19 protein-coding genes are annotated in these 19,792 nt (G+C 70.6%); 9 read left to right on the forward strand and 10 right to left on the reverse strand.

The features are described 5' to 3' along the window. Positions 1 to 24 precede the first annotated feature (24 nt). The 4 genes from AB4112_RS00385 (at position 25) to AB4112_RS00400 (ending at position 4,030) form a co-directional block, all read left to right on the forward strand. A complete protein-coding gene (locus tag AB4112_RS00385; RefSeq protein ID WP_309797611.1) occupies positions 25 to 1,065 on the forward strand; it encodes an aldo/keto reductase in 1,041 nt (346 codons plus the stop codon). Between the two features lie 190 nt (positions 1,066 to 1,255). Next, positions 1,256 to 2,146, forward strand: coding sequence for a LysR family transcriptional regulator (locus tag AB4112_RS00390; protein WP_309797609.1), 891 nt, complete (start codon positions 1,256 to 1,258; stop codon positions 2,144 to 2,146). Between the two features lie 118 nt (positions 2,147 to 2,264). Beyond that, on the forward strand, positions 2,265 to 2,843 hold the full coding sequence (locus AB4112_RS00395) for an NADPH-dependent FMN reductase (protein ID WP_441716521.1): 579 nt from the start codon (positions 2,265 to 2,267) through the stop codon (positions 2,841 to 2,843). Continuing rightward, positions 2,840 to 4,030, forward strand: a complete 1,191-nt coding sequence (locus AB4112_RS00400; RefSeq protein ID WP_309797605.1) for an MFS transporter — start codon at positions 2,840 to 2,842, stop codon at positions 4,028 to 4,030. Before AB4112_RS00395 ends, AB4112_RS00400 begins: the two co-directional genes overlap by 4 nt. On the opposite strand, the gene AB4112_RS00405 is transcribed toward AB4112_RS00400, so the two are convergent. Continuing rightward, complete coding sequence (locus tag AB4112_RS00405) at positions 4,027 to 4,905, reverse strand: LysR family transcriptional regulator (RefSeq protein WP_309797604.1); 879 nt, start codon at positions 4,903 to 4,905, stop codon at positions 4,027 to 4,029. The genes AB4112_RS00400 and AB4112_RS00405 overlap by 4 nt on opposite strands. A gap of 74 nt (positions 4,906 to 4,979) precedes the next feature. On the opposite strand from AB4112_RS00405, the gene AB4112_RS00410 reads away from it, so the two are divergent. Continuing rightward, the gene (locus AB4112_RS00410; protein ID WP_309797602.1) at positions 4,980 to 5,975 is read left to right on the forward strand and encodes a nitrilase family protein; all 996 of its coding nucleotides are present in this window, start codon (positions 4,980 to 4,982) and stop codon (positions 5,973 to 5,975) included. On the opposite strand, the gene AB4112_RS00415 is transcribed toward AB4112_RS00410, so the two are convergent. Next, positions 5,944 to 6,891 carry a GlxA family transcriptional regulator gene (locus AB4112_RS00415; RefSeq protein WP_441716524.1) on the reverse strand — a complete coding sequence of 316 codons (948 nt, stop codon included), beginning with the start codon at positions 6,889 to 6,891 and terminating at the stop codon, positions 5,944 to 5,946. The genes AB4112_RS00410 and AB4112_RS00415 overlap by 32 nt on opposite strands. Before the next feature lie 90 nt (positions 6,892 to 6,981). Between AB4112_RS00415 and AB4112_RS00420 the strand changes: the two genes are divergently transcribed. Then, positions 6,982 to 8,133 carry an acyl-CoA dehydrogenase family protein gene (locus AB4112_RS00420; RefSeq protein WP_441716526.1) on the forward strand — a complete coding sequence of 384 codons (1,152 nt, stop codon included), beginning with the start codon at positions 6,982 to 6,984 and terminating at the stop codon, positions 8,131 to 8,133. Between the two features lie 128 nt (positions 8,134 to 8,261). Here the strand turns inward: AB4112_RS00420 and AB4112_RS00425 are convergent, their stop codons facing one another. Next, positions 8,262 to 8,594 (reverse strand): endonuclease domain-containing protein, encoded by a 333-nt coding sequence (locus AB4112_RS00425; RefSeq protein ID WP_309797595.1) that lies wholly within the window; start codon positions 8,592 to 8,594, stop codon positions 8,262 to 8,264. Positions 8,595 to 8,722: 128 nt separating this feature from the next. Between AB4112_RS00425 and AB4112_RS00430 the strand changes: the two genes are divergently transcribed. After that, complete coding sequence (locus AB4112_RS00430; RefSeq protein WP_441716528.1) at positions 8,723 to 10,798, forward strand: acetate--CoA ligase family protein; 2,076 nt, start codon at positions 8,723 to 8,725, stop codon at positions 10,796 to 10,798. Beyond that, positions 10,788 to 11,576 carry a carnitinyl-CoA dehydratase gene (locus AB4112_RS00435; protein ID WP_441716530.1) on the forward strand — a complete coding sequence of 263 codons (789 nt, stop codon included), beginning with the start codon at positions 10,788 to 10,790 and terminating at the stop codon, positions 11,574 to 11,576. Before AB4112_RS00430 ends, AB4112_RS00435 begins: the two co-directional genes overlap by 11 nt. 213 nt (positions 11,577 to 11,789) lie before the next feature. On the opposite strand, the gene AB4112_RS00440 is transcribed toward AB4112_RS00435, so the two are convergent. Then, positions 11,790 to 12,461, reverse strand: coding sequence for a glutathione S-transferase family protein (locus tag AB4112_RS00440; protein WP_441716532.1), 672 nt, complete (start codon positions 12,459 to 12,461; stop codon positions 11,790 to 11,792). A gap of 166 nt (positions 12,462 to 12,627) precedes the next feature. On the opposite strand from AB4112_RS00440, the gene AB4112_RS00445 reads away from it, so the two are divergent. Then, positions 12,628 to 13,275, forward strand: a complete 648-nt coding sequence (locus tag AB4112_RS00445; protein ID WP_309797588.1) for a CatB-related O-acetyltransferase — start codon at positions 12,628 to 12,630, stop codon at positions 13,273 to 13,275. A 119-nt stretch (positions 13,276 to 13,394) separates the two neighbouring features. On the opposite strand, the gene rpmB is transcribed toward AB4112_RS00445, so the two are convergent. The 6 genes from rpmB to AB4112_RS00475 all read right to left on the reverse strand — a co-directional run bounded on the left by rpmB (position 13,395) and on the right by AB4112_RS00475 (position 19,693). Continuing rightward, positions 13,395 to 13,688, reverse strand: coding sequence for a 50S ribosomal protein L28 (gene rpmB / locus AB4112_RS00450; RefSeq protein WP_309797586.1), 294 nt, complete (start codon positions 13,686 to 13,688; stop codon positions 13,395 to 13,397). A gap of 131 nt (positions 13,689 to 13,819) precedes the next feature. Then, on the reverse strand, positions 13,820 to 15,340 hold the full coding sequence (gene arfA / locus AB4112_RS00455) for an arabinosylfuranosidase ArfA (protein ID WP_309797585.1): 1,521 nt from the start codon (positions 15,338 to 15,340) through the stop codon (positions 13,820 to 13,822). 73 nt (positions 15,341 to 15,413) lie between these two features. Then, positions 15,414 to 16,727, reverse strand: coding sequence for an extracellular solute-binding protein (locus AB4112_RS00460; RefSeq protein ID WP_441716535.1), 1,314 nt, complete (start codon positions 16,725 to 16,727; stop codon positions 15,414 to 15,416). A 74-nt stretch (positions 16,728 to 16,801) separates the two neighbouring features. Then, positions 16,802 to 17,668: a carbohydrate ABC transporter permease gene (locus AB4112_RS00465; protein ID WP_309797582.1), complete on the reverse strand. Its 867-nt coding sequence runs from the start codon at positions 17,666 to 17,668 to the stop codon at positions 16,802 to 16,804. Positions 17,669 to 17,673: 5 nt separating this feature from the next. Next, positions 17,674 to 18,600, reverse strand: a complete 927-nt coding sequence (locus AB4112_RS00470) for a carbohydrate ABC transporter permease (protein ID WP_309797580.1) — start codon at positions 18,598 to 18,600, stop codon at positions 17,674 to 17,676. A gap of 13 nt (positions 18,601 to 18,613) precedes the next feature. Next, positions 18,614 to 19,693 (reverse strand): ABC transporter ATP-binding protein, encoded by a 1,080-nt coding sequence (locus tag AB4112_RS00475; RefSeq protein WP_441716537.1) that lies wholly within the window; start codon positions 19,691 to 19,693, stop codon positions 18,614 to 18,616. Positions 19,694 to 19,792: the final 99 nt, after the last annotated feature.

Here is a 19,792-nt window from a genome sequence, read left to right on the forward strand (position 1 = left end):
ACCGCCCTTCCGGAGCCCTTCTCGATGGAACAGCGTCCGCTCGGCCGCACCGGTCTCGACGTCAGCGCGATCTGCCTCGGCACCATGACCTGGGGCACGCAGAACACCGAGGCCGAAGGCCACGCCCAGATGGACTACGCGCTCGACCGCGGCGTCACCTTCTGGGACACGGCCGAGATGTATTCGGTGCCGCCGACGGCCGAGAGCTATGGCAGCACCGAGCGGATCATCGGCAGCTGGTTCGCCCGCACCGGCAAGCGCAACCAGGTGTTCCTGGCCTCCAAGATCAGCGGCCCGGGCGGCCACATGGCTTATATCCGCGACGGCAAGCCCCGGCTCGACGCCAGGAATATCAAGGCCGCGGTCGAGGCCAGCCTGAAGCGGCTGCAGACCGACTGGATCGACCTGTACCAGCTGCATTGGCCGAACCGGTCGGTGAACAGCTTCGGCAAGCTCGGCTACGCCCATGACCAGGCGGAGGATTTCGTCGCGCCGGAGGAGACGCTGGCGGCGCTGGCCGACGAGGTGAAGGCCGGGCGCATCCGCCATGTCGGCCTGTCGAACGAGACGCCCTGGGGCCTGATGCGCTTCGTCGAGGCGTCGGACCGGCTGGGCCTGCCGCGCCCGGTCTCGATCCAGAACCCTTACAACCTGCTGAACCGCAGCTTCGAGGTCGGGCTGGCGGAATGCGCCCATCGCGAGGCGGTCGGCCTGCTGGGCTACGCCCCGCTCGCCGCCGCGACGCTGACCGGCAAGTATCTCGACGGCCAGGTGCCGCCGGGGTCGCGCCGCGACGTCGACCGCCGCAAGTCGCGCTACGACCGGCTGAACGCCGAGCCGGCGACCAAGCGCTACATCGCCCTGGCGCGCGACCATGGGCTGGACCCGGCGCAGATGGCGATCGCCTATGCCCTGTCGCGGCCGTTCATGACCTCGGTGATCATCGGCGCCACCTCGATGGACCATCTGCGCGCCAACATCGCCGCGGCCGACATCACGTTGTCGCCAGAGGTGCTGGAGGGGATCGAGGCGATCCACACGGCGTTCCCCAACCCCTGTCCCTGAGGGAACAGCCCACCACCACGATTGCCTTCTTCCTGTCATTGCCCGGCTTGACCGGGCAATCCAGGGGCCACCGAGAGCCGCTCTGGCCGCCCCTGGATTGCACGGTCAAGCCGTGGCATGACATCTAAAATAGTCTGCACGCCCCATACAACAGCGTATAGATGACTCCGGCCGGCCGGAGTCATCGCGCATGGATTGGGACGATCTGAAATTCGCCTTCGCCGTGGCCCGGCACGGGTCGCTCAGCGCCGCGGCGCGGGTTCTGGGCACCACCCAGCCGACGGTCAGCCGACGGCTCGACGGGCTGGAGCGGCGGATCGGGGTCAAGCTGTTCGAACGCGGCGCCAGCGGCCTGTCGCCGACACCCCTTTGCGCCGCGCTGGTCGACGGGCTGCAGCGCATGGAAGACGGCGCCCTGGCGGTCGAACGGCGCATCGCGGCGCGCGATACCGGCCTGCAGGGCCCGATCTCCGTCACCAGCCTGGACTGGCTGGGGGATGGCGTCATCGCCCCGATCGCGGCGCGGTTCGGCGCGCTGCACCCGCTGGTGGCGGTGGAACTGTTGGTCGAGCCGCGCGTGTTCAACCTGTCGCGGCGTGAGGCCGACATTGCCTTCCGCTTCGGCCCGTTCCAGCAGGAGGATCTGGTCGAGCGCAAGGTGGCCGAGATCGGCTACGGCCTCTACGCCGCGCCGGCCTATCTCGACCGGCACGGGGATCCCGACTTCGCGGCCGGCTGCGCCGGCCATGCCGTGGTCACCATGTATGAATTCGCCGGCCGGCCGGTGCAGTCGGTCTGGCTGCAGGCGACCGCGCCGGCGGCCCGGGTGATCCTGCGCAGCAGCGGCCTCGGCTCGCAACTGGCCGCCGCCGAGACCGGCGCGGCGATGGCGGCCCTGCCGCGCCTGCTGGGCGACGGACGGGCGGCGCTCCGGCGCATCGACACGCCGCTGCCGTGCCCGACCCAGCCGGTGCGGATGGGGGTGCATGCCGATCTGCGGGATGTGCCGCGCATCCGCGCCTTCATCGACTTCGCGGTCGCGATGCTGAAGACCCGCGCGGCAGAGCTCAACCCGGCCTGATCGCCTATACGGAATCGTATGGGGCGCATACGAAGCTCGCCGATAGGTGCCGGCGGGCATCCGGCCCAGATTGAGCATCGGCCGGCACCGCTGCCGGCGCCTCTCGGAAGGGCTCGTCATGTCGAACCGCATCCGCATCCTCGGCCTGTCCGGCAGCCTGCGCCGGGGCTCGCTGAACACTGCCCTGCTGCGCGCCGCCGGCGAAATGCTGCCGGCCGGTGCGGTGCTGGACATCCATCCGCTCAACGGCCTGCCGTTCTTCGACGAGGATGTGGAGGCGGACGGAATCCCCGCGGCGGTCGCGGCGCTCAAGGCGAAGATCGTGGCCGCCGACGCCCTGCTGCTGGCGGTGCCGGAATACAACGGCTCCTTCGCCCCGGCCCTGAAGAACGCGTTGGACTGGGCGTCGCGTCCCCATGGCGAATCGGTGCTCGAGGGCAAGCCGGTCGCCCTGTTCGGGGCCTCCCCCGGCCTCGGCACGGTGCGGGCGCAGATGCATCTGCGCGAGGTCGCGATCGGCACCGGCATGCATGTGCTGAACCGGCCCGAGGTGTTCGTCGGCCAGGCCGGGGGCAAATTCGACGAGACGTTGCGGCTGGCCGACGAACCGACGCGGGCGATCATCGGCCGGATGCTGGACGGGCTGGTGGTGTGGACCCGCCGGATCCAGGGACCGGCGGCGGAGCGGGTGGCGTGACCGCGCCGGCCGTCGCCGCCCGGCCGCTGCGGACCGACTGGATCGCCGCCGGCATCGTCGTCGCCTGCGGCGTGGTCACCGCGCTGCAGGTCGGCAAGGGCGTGATCACCCTGCCGGCCCTGCGCACCGAGTTCGGGCTGGGGCTGGAGGCCGCCGGCTGGGTCCTGTCGGTCTTCGCGGTGCTCGGCGTGGTCGGCGGCATTCCGGCCGGGGCTGCGGTCAGCCGGTTCGGCGACCGCCGGCTGCTGGCGCTGGGCCTGCTCGCTTTGGCCGTCGGCGGGCTGGTGGGGGCGCTGGCCGGCAGCTTCGCCCTGCTGCTGGGCGCCCGGGTCGTGGAAGGGCTGGGGTTCCTGCTGGTGTCGGTCGCGGCACCGGCCCTGCTGCAGCGCATCGCCGCCGCGGGGGATCGCGACCTCGCCTTCGGGATCTGGAGCGCCTACATGCCCGCCGGCATGGCGATCGCCCTGCTGCTGGGTGCCGCCCTGGCGGGGTGGCGGCCGTTCTGGGTCGCCAACGCGGTGCTGGCCGCCGCCTTCGTCCTGCTGCTGCTCCTGCTGGTGCCGCGTGGCACTGCGGCCGCCCTGTCCTGGCGCGCCGCCGGCCGCGACGCGGTGCTGACCGTGACCTCGTCCGGCCCGCTGCTGCTGGCCGCCAGTTTCACCCTCTACAACGTGATGTACTTCGCCCTGGTCGGCTTCCTGCCGGTGCTGCTGGCGGAGCGGATGGGCGTGTCGGTCGCCGTGGCCGGCGCGCTCAGCGCCGTCGCGGTCGGTGCCAATGTGCTGGGCAACCTTGCCGCCGGCCTGCTGCTGGGCCGCGGCACGGCGCGCTGGGCCCTGGTCGCGGCCGCCTGCGCCGTCATGGCCCTCAGCGGCGTCGCGATCTTCTGGCTCGCCTTGCCGCCGACCGCGGTGTTCCTGCTCTGCGTCCTGTTCTCCGGTGTGGCCGGCCTGCTGCCGGCCAGCGTCATCGGCGGCGCCTCCCTGGCGGCGCCGCGGCCGGATCTGGGGCCGATGGTGGTCGGGCTGGTGATGCAGGGCAGCGCTCTCGGCCAGGTGGTCGCCCCGGTGGTGGTCGGCGGTGCGGTCGATGCCGCCGGCTGGCCCGCCGCGGCGATCCCGGTGGCGGTCGCGGGCCTGATCGGCATCGCGGTCGCCGTCCGGCTGCGGCGGGTGTTCCTGATCTAGCCGAACCGCGCCCGGTTCGCCGCGAACAGGTCCACCAGCGCATCCGCCACTGCCCGCACCCGCGGCACATCGGTCAGATCGGGGCGGATCAGCAGCCAGATCTCGCGGGGCGGCGGCAGGGCGCCGAGATCGACCGGCACCAGCCCGGGATCGGGATCTCCGAGATAGCGCGGCAGCAGCGCCACGCCCCAGCCGGCGCGGGCGGCGGCGGCCTGGGCCAGCTGGCTGTTGCAGGCAAAGGCGACGCGGCGGCCGGGATGGCGGCGGATCAGCCACGCCGTCTCCGACGCCGCATCCGCGCCATCGTCGCCGATCAGGGGGGCGCCGTCGGTGGCCGCGATCGCCGGCGCGGCGTAGGCGGCATAGGCGATGGTCGCCACCCGCCGCCCGACCAGGGCGCTGTCCGCCGGCCGCCCGAGTCGGAGCGCGATGTCGGCCTCGCGCCGGGCCAGGCTGGTGATCCGCGTCTCCAGCACCAGCTCCAGGTCGATGTCAGGCCAACGCGCCCGCAAGTCCCCCAGCCGGTCGATCAGGAAGCCCAGCGCCAGCGCCCGGGCGGTGGTCAGCCGCACCCGGCCGGCCAGGCCGTCCTCGGCATGGTCCAGCCGGCGCAGCAGGGCCAGGGCGCCGTCCTCCATCGCCTGGGCCTCGGCCAGCACCGCGGCGCCGGCCGCATTCGGGCGATAGCCGTCGGGGCGGCGGTCGAACAGCGGCCGGCCCAGCGCCCGCTCCAGCCCGTCCAGCCGGCGCGACACGGTGGCGTGGTTGACCCCCAGCGCCCGGGCGGTGGCGGACAGGCTGCCGTGCCGGGCGAGGGCGACGGCGTAGCGGACATCGTCCCAGTCCAGCCGGGCTGTGCGGTTTCGATCGGGCATGGTGCAGGGATGATAGTCCACGCACAGGCCGCCGGGCAGCTAGAGTCTCGCCATCGACATCCCGCGAGGCCGTGATGACCCTGCTGCGCGCCGCCACCGTCCAGTTCCATCACCGTGCCGGTGACAAACCGTACAACCTGTCCCGCATCCGCCATTTCACCACGGCCGCCGCGGCGGATGGCATGAAGATCCTGGCCTTTCCGGAGATGTGCATCACCGGCTACTGGCATGTCCGCAACCTCGATCGTGACGCCATCGCCGCCCTGGCCGAGCCGGTGCCGGACGGGCCGTCCGTCGCGGTGCTGCAGGAACTGGCGGCGCAGCACGGCATGGCGATCGGCGCCGGGCTGGTCGAGGTGGGCGGTGACGGCCGCTTCTACAATTCCTACGCCGTTTGCCTGCCCGACGGCACGGTGCATTGCCACCGCAAGCTGCACGCCTTCGAAAGCGACCACATCGCCAGCGGCAACCGCTACACCGTGTTCGACACGCCCTGGGGCGTGCGGCTGGGCGTGCTGATCTGCTGGGACAACAACCTGGTGGAGAATGCGCGCGCCACGGCCCTCTTGGGCGCCGAGGTCCTGCTGGCCCCGCACCAGACCGGCGGCTGCGCCTCGCGCAGCCCTCACGCCATGGGGCTGATCGACCCTGACCTGTGGCATCGACGGCACGAGGATCCCGCGGCGATCGAGGCGGAGTTCGCCGGGCCGAAGGGCCGCGGCTGGCTGATGCGTTGGCTGCCGGCGCGGGCGCATGACAACGGCCTGTTCCTGCTGTTCAGCAACGGCGTCGGCGAGGACGACGGCGAGGTGCGCACCGGCAACGCCATGGTGCTGGACCCCTATGGCCGCATCCTGGCCGAGACCGGCGTGGCGGACGACGCCATGGTGGTGGCCGATCTCGACCTCGACCTGCTGCCGCTGGCGACCGGCCGGCGCTGGATCCGCGGCCGGCGGCCGGAGCTCTACGGCCTGCTGACCGAACGCCAGGGCCATGAGCTCGATCCCCGCCAGGCCCGGTTCTCGCCGGAGCCGGTGGTCAAGCGGCCCGCCGCGCCCTCGCCGGATTGACCCCGTAGCGGGTGCGGAAGGCGCGGGCGAGGGCTGAGCCGGAGGCGAAGCCGCAATCGGCGGCGATATCATTGACCGACCGATCGGTGTTTTCCAGCAGGCGTCGGGCCAGGGTCAGGCGCAGTTCGGCGTAATAGGCCTTGGGGCCGGTGCCCAGCGTCGCGGTGAAGCGCTGCAGCAGGGCGCGCGGGCCGATGCCCAGCGTGGCCGCGATCGCCTCGACCGGCAGCGGCGCCTCGATGTTCGCCTCCATCAGCCGGATCGCCCGCACCAGCAGCGGGTCCTGCCAGGCCAGCCTTCCGGCGGCGACCATGTGCTGCGGGTCGTGGCCGGGATGCGCGCCCTCGTACAGGAAGGTGCTGGAGACGGCCAGCGCCAGGCTCAACCCCTGCTCCCGCCGCAGCAGATCCAGCATCAGGTCCAGCGTCGGCAGCGCGCCGCCGGCGGTGATGCGGCGGCGGTCGATGACGAAGCGGTCGGGCACGGCGTCCACGGCCGGGAAGCGCTCGGCGAAGTCGCGCAGATCCTCCCAATGCGTGGTGGCGCGGTGGCCGTCCAGCACCCCGGCCAGGGCCAGCACATAGGGCGCGGATTCCAGCCCGGCGATCATGGTGCCGCGCCGGGCCGCCGCCCGCAGGAAGCGCCGGCCCGCGGGCGTCGCCCGGGCTTCGGCCTCGTAGCTGGCGACCACGAACAGGTCGTCGGCCTCGCCGGCCGCCGCCATCGCCGCATCGGCCTCCAGCCGCAGGTTGCTGCTGCTGGCCACCGGGCCGCCGCTTTCGCTCAGCACGGTCCAGGCGAACAGGGGCCGCCCCGCCATCCGGTTGGCGGCGCGCAGCGGCTCGATCAGCGCCGCCAGGGTCAGGTTGGAGAACCCGTCGAGGACCAGGATCGCGATGCGGCGCGGCCCGCTCATGACATCCGATTCCGTATCGTTCTGATCCGAAATGGTATCGCCCGTAGATGCCGGGCCGCAATAGCCTCCGGGAAAGCCTGGGAGGCGATGATGGATTTCGGACTGAGCCAAGAGCAGCAACTGGTGGTCGACACGGTGCGCGGCTTCGTCGAGCACGAGCTGCAGCCGCTGGAGCGGGAGGTCGAGCGCACCGGCCAGGTGCCGCTGGAGGTCGGCCGCGAGATCCAGCACAAGGTCCGCGACCTCGGCTTCTACGCCCCCAACATCCCCGAGGAATTCGGCGGCGGCGGCCTCGACCATTTGACCTTCACCCTGCTGGAGCGCGAGCTGGGCCGCGCGTCCATGGCGCTGACGGTGTTCTGGGGCCGGCCCTCCAACATCCTGTGCGCCGGCACGCCGGAGCAGCGCGAGCGGTACCTGCTGCCCTGCGTCCGCGGCGAGAAGGTCGACGCCCTGGCGATGACCGAGCCTGATGCGGGCTCCGATTTGCGCGGCATGTCCTGCACCGCCCGGCCGGATGGCGGCGACTGGGTGATCAACGGCACCAAGCATTTCATCAGCCATGCCGATGTCGCCGATTTCGTCATCCTGTTCGTGGCGACGGGCGAGGATGCGGCCGGGCGCAAGCGCATCTCCTGCCTGCTGGTCGACCGCGACACGCCAGGCTTCGGAATCCATCCCGGCTACGCCTCGGTCTCGCATCGCGGCTACCACAATGCGACGCTGACCTTCGACGATTGCCGGGTGCCGGCGGCGCAGATGCTGGGCGAGGAGGGGCGGGGCTTCGACCTGGCCAACACCTGGCTGCATGCCACCCGCCTGACGGTGGCGGCGATGTGCGTCGGCCGCGCCCGCCGCGCCTTCGACCTGGCCCTCTTCTATGCCGCCCAGCGCAAGCAGTTCGGCCAGCCGATCGGCCGCTTCCAGGGCACCGGCTTCAAGCTGGCCGACATGATCACCGAGATCGATGCGGCCGACTGGCTGACCCTGTCCGCCGCCTGGCGCATCGACCAGGGCCAGGACGCCAACCGCGCGATCAGCCAGGCCAAGCTCTTCGCGTCGGAGATGCTGGGCCGGGTCACCGACGCGGCGCTGCAGATCCATGGCGGCATGGGGCTGATGGACGATCTGCCGATCGAGCGCTTCTGGCGCGACGCGCGGGTGGAGCGGATCTGGGACGGCACCAGCGAGATCCAGCGCCACATCATCGCGCGCGACCTGCTGCGCCCGCTGGGGGCTTGAGCGAGATGGCCTGGATGCTGAATTCTCTGATTGCTCCAGTCTCGAGCGGCTGCCACCCAATTCAGTCCCCCCTCCCCTTGCGGGAGGGGGGTAGGGGGAGGGGGTTCGCGCCGTTGGCGCAGGCCGGTTCAACTGCTCGCCAAGGCGACCTCGATCGTCTGAACCGACCCCGCAAGGTTGCTCATGACCTGCTCATTGGAAAGGCGAACGACACGGAAGCCCTGGCTCTCCAGCCACTGGGTCCTCCGCCCATCCGCCTCCGCGGTGAACTCGTGCGACGGCCCATCGACCTCGATCACCAGCCGGGCCGGAAGGCAGACGAAGTCGACGACATAGGCACCCAGCCGATATTGCCGCCGGAAGCGGACACCGCCGACCCGCCTATCGCGCAGCTGGTGCCACAGCAGGCGTTCGGCCTCCGTCAGATGCCGGCGCAGGAACTGGACGCGACGGTCGGCCATCCGGGCAGGCCTTCTCTTGCTGAGGGAACCCCCTCCCCCTACCCCCCTCCCGCAAGGGGAGGGGGGACTCAAGTTTGCAATGACGAGAAGCCTAGGGGCCATAGCTCTGTACACGCGGAGGCTCGGGCATGACCCAGCCCCGACGCTTCGACCTCTCCCGCCTGCTGCGCCCGCGCTCGATCGCGGTGATCGGCGGGAAACCTGCGGCTGAGGTGATCCGGCAGAGCCGTCGCATGGGCTTCGCCGGCGAGATCTGGCCGGTGCATCCGCAGCACGACATGGTCGAAGGCCTGCCCGCCTTCCGCTCGGTCGCCGACCTGCCGGATGCGCCCGACGCCGTGTTCCTCGGCATCAACCGGCATGCCACCGTCGAGATCACGGCGGCCCTGGCCGCACGCGGCGCCGGCGGGGCCATCTGCTACGCCTCCGGCTTCTCCGAGGTCGGGGCCGAGGGGGCGGATCTGCAGGCGGGGCTGGTGGCGGCCGCCGGGGCGATGCCGGTGCTCGGCCCCAACTGCTACGGCGTGATCAACTATCTCGACGGCGCGCTGCTGTGGCCCGACCAGCATGGCGGGCAGCGGGTGGAGCGCGGCGTGGCCCTGGTCACCCAGTCCAGCAACATCGCCATCAACCTGACGATGCAGCGGCGCGGCCTGCCGATCGCGTATGTCGCCACGCTGGGCAACCAGGCGGTGGCGGGTCTGGGCGAGATGGTCGAGGCCTTCCTCGACGACCCCCGGGTCACCGCCATCGGCCTGCACATCGAAGGGCTGGCCGACCCCGCCGCCCTGGCCCGGGCTGCGGCGCGGGCGCGGCGGCAGGGCGTGCCGATCCTGGCGCTGAAGACCGGCCGGTCGCCGGAAGGGGCGCGGCTGACCCTCAGCCACACCGCCTCGCTGGCAGGGGCGGATGCCGTCATGGACGCCTTCCTGCAGCGCATCGGCGTGGTCCGCGTCACCTCGCTGCCGGTGCTGCTGGAGGCGCTGAAGTTGCTGCATGTCGTGGGCCCGCTGCCCGGCCGCGACATCGCCTCGATGAGCTGCTCGGGCGGCGAGGCGGCGCTGATCGCCGATGCCGTGCTCGGCACCGGGCTGCGCTTCCGGCCGTTGGATGCGGCGCAGACCGCCCGGGTGGCGACGACGGTGTCGGCGCTGGTCACGGTCTCCAACCCCTTCGACTACCACACCTTCATCTGGGCCAACGCCCCGGCCATGACCGAGACCTTCTCGGCGATGATGGCGGCGGAATTCGACCTGACGCTGCTGGTCCTCGACCTGCCGCGCGGCGACCGCTGCAGCGACGCGGCCTGGCTGCCGTCGCTGGAGGCGCTGGTGGCGGCCGTGCACCGCACCGGGCGGAAGGGGGTGCTGGTCGCCTCGCTGCCCGAGGCGCTGCCGGAGGACCGGGCCGAGGCGCTGGTCGCCGCCGGCGTCGCGCCGCTGCTGGGCATCGATGATGCGCTGGCGGCCATCGCCGTGGCGGCGGCGGTGGGCGATGTGCTGCGCGACGCCGGCCGGACGGATCCCGCCCCGGCGGTGTCATTGCGTCCGGGTGCCGTCCGCACCCTGTCGGAATGGGACGGCAAGCGCTGCCTGGCTGGCCATGGCGTGCCGGTGCCGGAGGGGCGGCTGGCTCGGACGGTGGATGAGGCGGTGGCCGCGGCCGAAGGGATCGGCTTCCCGGTCGTGCTCAAGGCCACCGGCGCCGCCCTGGCGCACAAGACCGAACTCGGTGCGGTGCGGCTGAACCTGGCCGATGCCGTCGCGGTGCGGCAGGCGGCCGAAGCCCTGGCGGGCCTGGGCGAGGCGCTGCTGGTCGAACGCATGGTCGGCGATGCGGTGGCGGAGCTGATCGTCGGCGTCGGCCGCGACCCGCAGATCGGACTGCATCTCGTGCTCGGCTCCGGCGGCACGCTGGTCGAGCTGGTCGGCGACACCAGGATCCTGCTGCTGCCGGCGGCGCGGGCGGAAATCGCGGCGGCAATCGGGGCGCTGAAGGTGGCAAAGCTGATCGCCGGACATCGCGGCCGGCCGTCCGGCGACCTTGATGCCGCGGTCGACGCCGTGCTGGCGATCCAGGATTTCGCGCTGGCCCAGGCCGGCCGAGTGGCCGAACTCGACGTCAACCCATTGATCGTGACCCCCCGCGGCGCCGTCGCCGCCGATGTGCTGCTGCGACTGGTGGAGGACCCCGATGACCGATGATCCCCTACGCGTCACCCGCGACGGCGCCGTGCTGGAGGTGGTGCTGGACCGCCCCAAGGCGAATGCGATCGACAGCGCCACCAGCCGGCGGATGGGCGAGGTCTTCGCCGGCTTCCGCGACGATCCCGACCTGCGCGTCGCCATCGTCACCGGCGGCGGCGACCGGTTCTTCTCCGCCGGCTGGGACCTGAAGGCGGTGGCGGCGGAGGGCATCCGCCCGGACGAGGATTACGGCATCGGCGGCTTCGCCGGGCTGCAGGAGCTGCCGGGCCTGAACAAGCCCGTCATCGCGGCGGTCAACGGCATGGCGGTCGGCGGCGGTTTCGAACTGGCGCTGTCGGCCGATCTGATCCTGGCCGCCGACCATGTCCGGTTCTCGCTGCCGGAGATCAATGCCGGCACCCTGGCGGATGCGGCGACGATCAAGCTGCCGCGCCGCATCCCCTATCACGTGGCGATGGACCTGCTCTACACCGGCCGCTGGATGGAGGCGGAGGAGGCGCTGCGCTGGGGCCTGGTCAACGCGGTGGTGCCGGCGGCGGTGCTGATGGACCGCGCCCGCGCCTTGGCCCGCCACCTCGCCGACGGCCCGCCGCTGGTCTTCGCCGCGATCAAGGAGGTGGCGCGGGAGACTGAAGCGATGCCGGCCCAGGCGGCGCTGGCCCGGGTGATGGCCCGCGGCTTCCCGACCGTGGCGACGCTCTACGACAGCGAAGACCAACTGGAAGGCGCCCGCGCCTTCGCCGAGAAGCGCAAGCCGGTGTGGAAGGGGCGGTAGGCAGGCCGAACCTGAAGGAGTCCCCCTCCCCTTGCGGGAGGGGGATAGGGGGAGGGGTCTGCGCGCGTCCGCGCGCCTATGGGTAGGATTGTCTCCGTTCTCGCTGCGGCCGCTGGATTGTCGCCGGTACCCGCCGAGAGAACCCCCTCCCCCTACCCCCTCCCGCAGGGGGAGGGGGGACTCGAAAAGCCGGGTGAGGGGGAAGGAGCCGGCCTACCCGCCCAGATGTGGCGACAGCTCCCGATCCGCCGCCGCCACCTCCGCCGCCACCCTGGCGAAGGCCGGACGGGCGCTCAGGCGTTCGTACCACCCGGCCAAAGCGGGACACTCGTCCAGCCGGGGGCCGTGCAGCCGCAGGGCGAACAGCACGGTCATGAACATCGCGATGTCGGCGACGGTCAGCGCGTCGAAGAAGAACTCGCGCCCGGCCAGCTGCCCGTCCAGCCGGCGCCAATGGCGGCGCAGCGCGTCCTCGGCGGTGCGGGCGGCGGCCTCCTGCGCCTCCAGCCGCGCCGGGTCGGGCGGCTCGCTGCGATGCATCAGCGGGCGGACGTCGGGCATCACCACCTCGTCGGCCGCCAGCTCGACCAGCCGGCAGCGGGCGCGGTCGGCGGGGTCCCGCGGGTACAACGGCGGCGCCGGATAGGCGTCCTCGAGATATTCCAGGATCACGGTCGAATCGAACAGCGTCAGGGCGCCATCGACCAGCACCGGCACCTGGGCCTTGGGGTTGGCAGCCAGCACCGCCGGGTGCTTGGGGGCGTAGCCCTCGGTCTGGCTGAACGGCACCAGCACCCGCTCGCAAGCCAGGGCCTTCTCGACCAGGGCGATCTCGACCTTGCGCGAGAACAGGCTCAGCGGCCCGGAATACAGCGTCATCGCCATCGCGCAGCCCCTTCCGATTCGCAGGACAAGAACATTACGCGAACGGGATGAGGCCTGACAATGCCGTCAAACGAACGGTTCCATCACAGGCGGCGCCGTCAGCGGCCATGGCCGTTTGACAGGCCGGCTCGCCGGTCTCTATCCCTCCTGGGCAAGGGAGAAGCCGGTGACCACCTCGTTCTACACAAAGACCATCCTCGCCGATCTCGTCGCGCAATCCGGCTTCGAGATCGGCGACCACACCTATGGCACGCCGTCGATCCGATGGTGGGGCGAGGCGGCCCGGCTGCGCATCGGGCGCTATTGCTCGATCGCGGAAGGGGTGACGATCTTCCTCGGCGGCAATCATCGCACCGACTGGGTGAGCACCTATCCCTTCAGTGCGATCGAGCGGTGGCCGGAGGCTGCCGCCATCGCAGGACACCCCGCGACCAAGGGGGACGTGCTGATCGGAAACGACGTCTGGCTCGGCGACGGGTGCACCATCATGTCCGGCGTCACGATCGGTGATGGTGCGGTGGTGGGCGCCCGGGCGATGGTCACGCGCGACATCGCCCCCTATGCGATCGTTGCCGGGAATCCGGCGCGCGCGGTCCGGACGCGGTTCGAGCCGGAGATCGTCGAGCGTCTCCTGGACGTCGCGTGGTGGACCTGGCCGGACGAGAAGGTCGGGCGCTTCATCCCGCTGCTCATGGGCGGGGATATCGAGGCATTCCTCTCCGCCGTGGAGAAAGGCGGGCTGGACACCGCGGCCGACGTCGCCGCCACGGGCTGGTTCGCGGGCATCTTCCGGCGCCTGCTGAAGCGCGCGTGATGGGGGCGTGCGTAGACCGGGCGGCGAGACCGGCCCGCAAAGGGCATGAAAAAGCCCGCGACGCGGTCGCGGGCTTGATCGCAGCTTGCCGCGGCCCGGGGGGCCGCGAAACCGGCTGATCAGGCGGCCTGAGCGGCCTGGGCCTTGATGATGCGGTGCTTCAGGCCACGCAGCTCGGCGTCCAGGGCCGAATCGGCGGCGCTGGCGAGGTAGCCGTCGAGGCCACCGCGATGCTCGATGGTGCGGATGCCGTTGGTGCTCAGCCGCATCCGGACGGACACGCCGAGAACCTCCGAGACCAGCGAAGTGGTCTGCAGGTTCGGCAGGAACCGACGGCGGGTCCTGTTCTTGGCATGGCTGACGTTGTTACCACTCATCACGCCCTTGCCGGTCACCTGGCAGCGTCGCGCCATGGCACGTATCCTTAAGCACGGTCAAAAATAATTGCCCCGGCATCGCTGCCGGGACGAGGGCGTTCGTATAAGGGGCCGCACCGCCGACGTCAAGCCGTTCGTCGCGGCCCCTCATCGAAGCGGGGCGCAGACTACGCCCGCGGCACGCTCCGGGTCACGATCACGTTCCACGAGGCCGGCTTCAGCTTCGCCCGCAGGCGCTCGCCATCCACCGTCACATCGGGGTTCGCCATCGGCACCACGGTGTTCGGCGCGTCCTTGGTGTTGACCGCCTTCAGGTTGGAATGGTGGATCTCGGTCGCCGTCACCAGCCGACGGTCGGCGCCCAGGCCGCGCAGCTCGACATTCAGCTCCAGCGGGTCCGACAGGCTGCGGTTGAGGGCGAAGATCGCGGTGGTGCCGTCGGCCGGATTGTCGACCACGGTGGCGTAGAGATACGGGATCTCCGGGAACGAGGTGGCGCCGTAGCTCGGCGATTCGACCTGGGTCCGCAGCACCCTGCCATGGCCGAAGCGGGCGGCCAGGGCGAAGGGGTGGAAGATGGTCTGGCGCCAGGCCGGGCCGCCGGTCTCGGTCATGATCGGGCCGATGACGTTGACCAGCTGGGCGATGCAGGCGGTCTTCACCCGGTCGGCGTTGTTCATCAGGGCGATCAGCGCGCCGCCGACGATCAGCGCGTCCTCGGCGTTGTAGACCTCCTCGATCAGGGCCGGCGCCTCGGGCCAGCCCGGCTTGCGCATGTGCTCGATCTTGTGGGTCTTGTACCAGACGTTCCATTCGTCGAAGGACAGCATGATCTTCTTGTGCGACCGGCGCTTGGCCCCGACCGCGTCGCAGATCGCCGCCACCTCCTTGATGAAGGCGTCCATCAGCTCGATCACGCCGAAATACTCCGGCGCCGAATCGGCGTTGTTGTTGAAGTAGGTGTGCAGCGAGATGAAGTCGACCTGGTCGTAGCAGTGGTCCAGCACCTCGTATTCCCAGGCGCCGTATTTCGGCATGTTGCGGTGGGACGAGCCGCAGGCGGCGAGCTGGATGGTCGGGTCGATCCAGCGCATCACCTTGGCGGTCTCCAGCGCGGTGCGGCCGTACTCCTCGGCGGTCTTGGCGCCGATCTGCCAGGGCCCGTCCATCTCGTTGCCCAGGCACCAGAACTTGACGTCGTGCGGCGCGGCATGGCCGTGCGACTTGCGCAGCTCCGACAGCTCGGACCCGCCCTCGTGGTTGCAGTATTCCAGGAAGCGGCGCGCCTCGTCCGGCCCGCGGGTGCCGAGGTTGACGCCGAACATCGGCTCGATGCCCGCGGCGCGCGACCACTCCATGAACTCGTTGGTGCCGAAGCGGTTGGTCTCGGTCGAGAACCACGCCAGGTCGCGCCGCACCGGGCGGTCCTCCACCGGCCCGACCCCGTCCTCCCAGTTGTAGCCCGAGAGGAAGTTGCCGCCTGGGTAGCGGATGATGGTCGGCCCCAGCTCCTTGGTCAGCTCCAGCACGTCGCCGCGGAAGCCGCGGGCATCGGCGGTGGGGTGCCCGGGCTCGAAGATGCCACCATAGACGCAGCGGCCCATATGCTCGACGAAGGCGCCGAAGACGCGGCGGTCGAGGTCGGAGAGGACGAAGTCGCGATCGACGATGAGCCTTGCGGAGATCATGGAATGCCCGTCTCGGTCTGATGGGAGATGAGGGAAACGGCCATGCCCGCGGCGGGGCATGGCCGGGTGCGCGTTACTTGGCGTTGGCCAGCAGCTCGTTGCAGCGGCTTTCGGCGTCGGCCAGGGCCTGGTCGATGGACTTGCCGCCCTGGACCGCGGCGGTGAACTCCTCCTGGATGATCGACTGCAGGCCGAACTGCCGCTTCACCGCCTGCGGCAGGGCGGTGCCGTCCTTGGTCAGGCTGACGATGTCGCTGCGGTGCAGCAGGTCGAGGAAGGACTGGGACGCGGCCACCGATTTGCGGACCGGCAGGTGGCCGGTGCGGGCCCATTCGAAGTCGTTGTCCCACAGGAACTTCAGGACCTCGAAGGCGGCCTTCCGGTGGGCGTCGTCCAGGTCGGCCTTCGGCACCACCCAGCTGTGGCCGTCGGCCCAGACCTTGGGATTGCCGTAGATCTGCGGGAACGGCATCACGGCATAGCCGCCGCTCAGCGCGCCGCTGGCCTTGGCGGCCTCCTGGGTGTAGCTGTCGATCAGCCAGGTGCCCATGATGTAGACGCCGCCGTCGCCCTGGGCGAAGCCGGCCGTCGCCGCCGCGTAGTCCTGGTCCTTGGTGGTGTCGCCGTCGTCGTAGATCGCCTTGAACAGCGTCACCGCATTCTTCGCTTCCGGCGTCTGCAGGTTGATCTTGGTGGGATCGGCGAAGAAGTCGGAATTCTGCTGGTACAGGAGGGTGTAGAGGGTGCGGGTGTAGTTCGCCTGCTCGTTCGCCAGCGCCTGGACGAAGTACGGTTTGCCGGTCTTCTCACGGAACTGCTTGGCCTGGGCCAGCAGCTCGTCCGGCGACTTCGGCAGGATCGGCTTGCCGTCGGCGGCCACCAGCCCGGCCTGCTTGAACAGGTTCATGTTGATGTGCCACAGCCAGGTGTGCGTGTCGAAGGGCAGGGCGTAGACCTTGCCGTCCTTGGTCACCCCCGTCCGGGCCGCGTCGGTGAAGTCTGCGGTGTCGACGCCGGCGGCCTTGAGGCCGTCATCCAGCGGCTCCAGGAGGCCGCGCGAGGCGTAGTCGGAGATCACCGACTCGTGCATCACCGAGATGGTGGGCGCCTCGCCGGACCGCAGCCGGGCGGTCAGCTGGTCGTAGCCGGGCCATTCGACGATATCGACCTTGACGTGGACGTCCTTGCTCTCGGCGTTGAACTTGTTGATCAGCGCGGTGATGATCCCGCATTCGCCATGCGCCTGAGCGACGTCGGTGACGCTGCCGTAATCGGCCTCGCAGGCGCCGAAGAAGCGCGACAGAGAGATCTCGGTCTTGTCCTGCGCCCAGGCCGGGGCGGCGGCGCCAGCCAGGAATAACAGGGCCAGGGTGATGCTGCCTCTCATGATTTCCTCCACGGTTCCGGCGGCATTGGTGCGGCGCCGGTATCGAAAGCCTCCCGTTCCCCGGGGCCGCCGCCTCAGCGGATGGCGGCCCCGGCGACGGCCGTGACGATGTACTTCTGGAAGAACAGGTAGACGATCAGCACCGGCAGCCCGGCGAAGACCGACTGCGCCATCAGGAAGCCAAGGCCCTCGGACTGGGCGAAGTTGGTCTGGGTCGAGGCCAGGCCGACGGTCAGGGTGAACATCTCCGGCTTGGTGGCGGAGATCAGCGGCCACAGGTAGTCGTTCCAGGCGGCCAGGAAGGTGAAGATCCCCAGCGTCGCCTGGGCCGGCACGGTCAGCGGCAGCAGCACGCGCCAGAAGGTCTTGAACCGCGAGGCGTTGTCCAGCATCGCCGCCTCGTCCAGCTCGCGCGGGATCGCCTTGAAGTACTGCGTCATCAGGAAGACGCCGAACGGCGCGGACAGATGCGGCAGGATCAGCCCGAGATAGGAGTTGTGCAGCTTCAGGTCGTTGAAGGTCTGGAACCGGGCGATGATCACCGCCTGCTCCGGCACCGCCAGGCCGATCAGCACCAGTGCGAACAGCACGCCGCGGCCGGGGAACTGGGTGCGGGCGAAGCCGTAGCCGGCCAGTGAGGCCAGCACCAGCACCCCGACGGTCTGGCCCAGCGCGACGACGACGCTGTTCAGGATCCAGCGGAACACGCCGGAGCTGGCGAGGATGTCGGTGTAGTTCTTCAGCGTGTAGGGCGCCCGGAACAGCGTGCCGGTGCTGGCCATCAGCTCGCTGTTGGGCTTGAACGACAGGCCGGCGATCCAGGCGATCGGCACGATCCAGACGATGACCAGGGCGATGATGGCCGCGAGGATCAGCCGGTCGCCGAGGCTGCGCCCCACCATGCTTTGGCCGGCCGTGCCCTGGGTTGCTGTCATGGCCATGGCCGTCACCCCTCGCCGCGGCGGCGGGTCAGCAGATACTGCGCCATGGCAGCGATCAGCATCAGCCCGAACAGCACCTCCGACGCCGCGGCGGCGTAGCCGAGGTCCCAGTCGCGGAAGCCCGTCTCGTAGATGAACTGCACGATCGGGCGCGAGGCGTTGTTGGGCCCGCCCCGGGTCAGCAGCAGCGACTGCCCGAACAGCTGGAACTGGTAGACGATCTCGACCACCGCCACGAGCACGGTGGTACGCCGGATCGAAGGCAGGGTGATGTGCCGGAACGACCGCCAGCGGCCGGCGCTATCCAGCGCCGCGGCCTCGTACAGCTCGCGCGGGATCTGCTGCAGTGCCGCCAGGAACAGCATCATCGGCAGGCCGATGCCCCACCACACCGTGGCGATGGCGATGGCGGGCAGCGCCAGGGTCTGGCTGCTCAGGAAGGCGATCGGCTCATGCCCGAACACGGCGAGGATGTTGGTCAGCAGGCCGCGGTCCGGCAGGTACACCATCTTCCACACGATGGTGACGATGGTGACCGACAGCACCGAGGTGGCGAAGAAGGTCGCCCGCAGCACGGCCGCGATCCGGGTCGGCCGGTTCAGCGCCAGGGCCAGGCCGAGGCCGATGACCACGAAGGCCGGCACCGTCATCACCACGAACAGCGCGGTGTTTTCGATGGTGCCGAGGAAGATCTTGTCGGCGAACAGCCGCTTGTAGTTGGCCAGCCCGGCATAGGCACCGGTGCCGTCGAACATGTCGAACTTCTGCAGGCTGATCCAGATGCCGTCGAACAGCGGCCAGACCAGCAGCGCCACATAGACCGCCAGGAAGGGCAGCACGAAGCCGATGTTGCGCCAGTCCGGCCCGATCCAGGCGCCGCCGGCGCGGCGGGCCCGTTCGATGGTGCGGGCCGGGGCGGTGGCGTCGGTCACGGCCATCCTCCCCTCAGGCGGCGTGACGGCCCAGGCCGTCGGCGCCGAACAGGTGGGCGGAGGCGGGGTCGATGCGCAGAGCCACCTGGTCGTCGACGGCCACGTCGCTGGCGCCGCCATCCTCCGCGATCAGGGTCGACCCGTCGCGTAGCCGGACATGCAGATGGGTGCGGTCGCCCAGCCGCTCGACCACTTCGACCGTGCCGCGGGTGGCGCCCTGGCCGTCGACCCGCACCGCCTCGGCCCGCAGCCCCAGCGTCACCGGCTGGTGCGCCGGCAGGCCGTCGGGCGACACGGGGGTCCGCAGCTCGGTGCCGTCGGGCAGGCGCAGCACCGCGCCGCCATCCTCGCCGACCACGGTGACGTCTAGGAAGGTCATTGCGGGGGCGCCGACGAAACGGGCGACGAAGCGGGTGGCCGGGCGGGCATAGATCTCCATCGGCGTGCCGACCTGCTCGATCCGGCCCTCGTTCATCACCACGATGCGGTCGGCCAGGGTCATGGCCTCGACCTGGTCATGGGTGACGAAGATCATGGTGGCGCGCAGCCGGCGGTGCAGCCGGGCCAGCTCGACCCGGGTGCGGACGCGCAGGGCGGCGTCCAGGTTGGACAGCGGCTCGTCGAACAGGAAGGCGCGGGGTTCCTTGACGATGGCGCGGCCGATGGCGACGCGCTGGCGCTGGCCGCCGGACAGCTGGCCCGGCTTGCGCTGCAGCAGCGGCTCGATCTCCAGCGTCCGGGCGGCTTCCTGGACCCGGGCTTCGATCTCCAGCCGCTTCAGGCCGATGTTGCGCAGCCCGAACGCCATGTTCTCGAAGATCGTCATATGGGGGTACAGGGCGTAGTGCTGGAACACCATCGCCACCTGGCGGGCGCCGGGCGGCAGGGTGTCGACCCGGGCGGCGCCGATGTGGATCTCGCCGCCGTCGACGCTCTCCAGCCCTGCGATCATGCGCAGCAGGGTGGACTTGCCGCAGCCGGACGGCCCGAGGAAGACGACGAACTCACCCGACGTGATCGACAGCGACAGGCCGTCGAACACCGTGACCGGCCCGAAGCGCTTGCTGACACCCCGGATCTCGATGTCGGCCACGCCATTTCCTCCCCAATGGTATTATCATATGATTCGATCATCGCGGCGATCGATGGGTTTTGTCAACGGGCCTTCCCCGGCCTATTCGAGAGGGGGCAG

This window comes from Inquilinus sp. 2KB_23, assembly GCF_052115705.1.
Lineage (GTDB): Bacteria > Pseudomonadota > Alphaproteobacteria > DSM-16000 > Inquilinaceae > Inquilinus > Inquilinus ginsengisoli_A.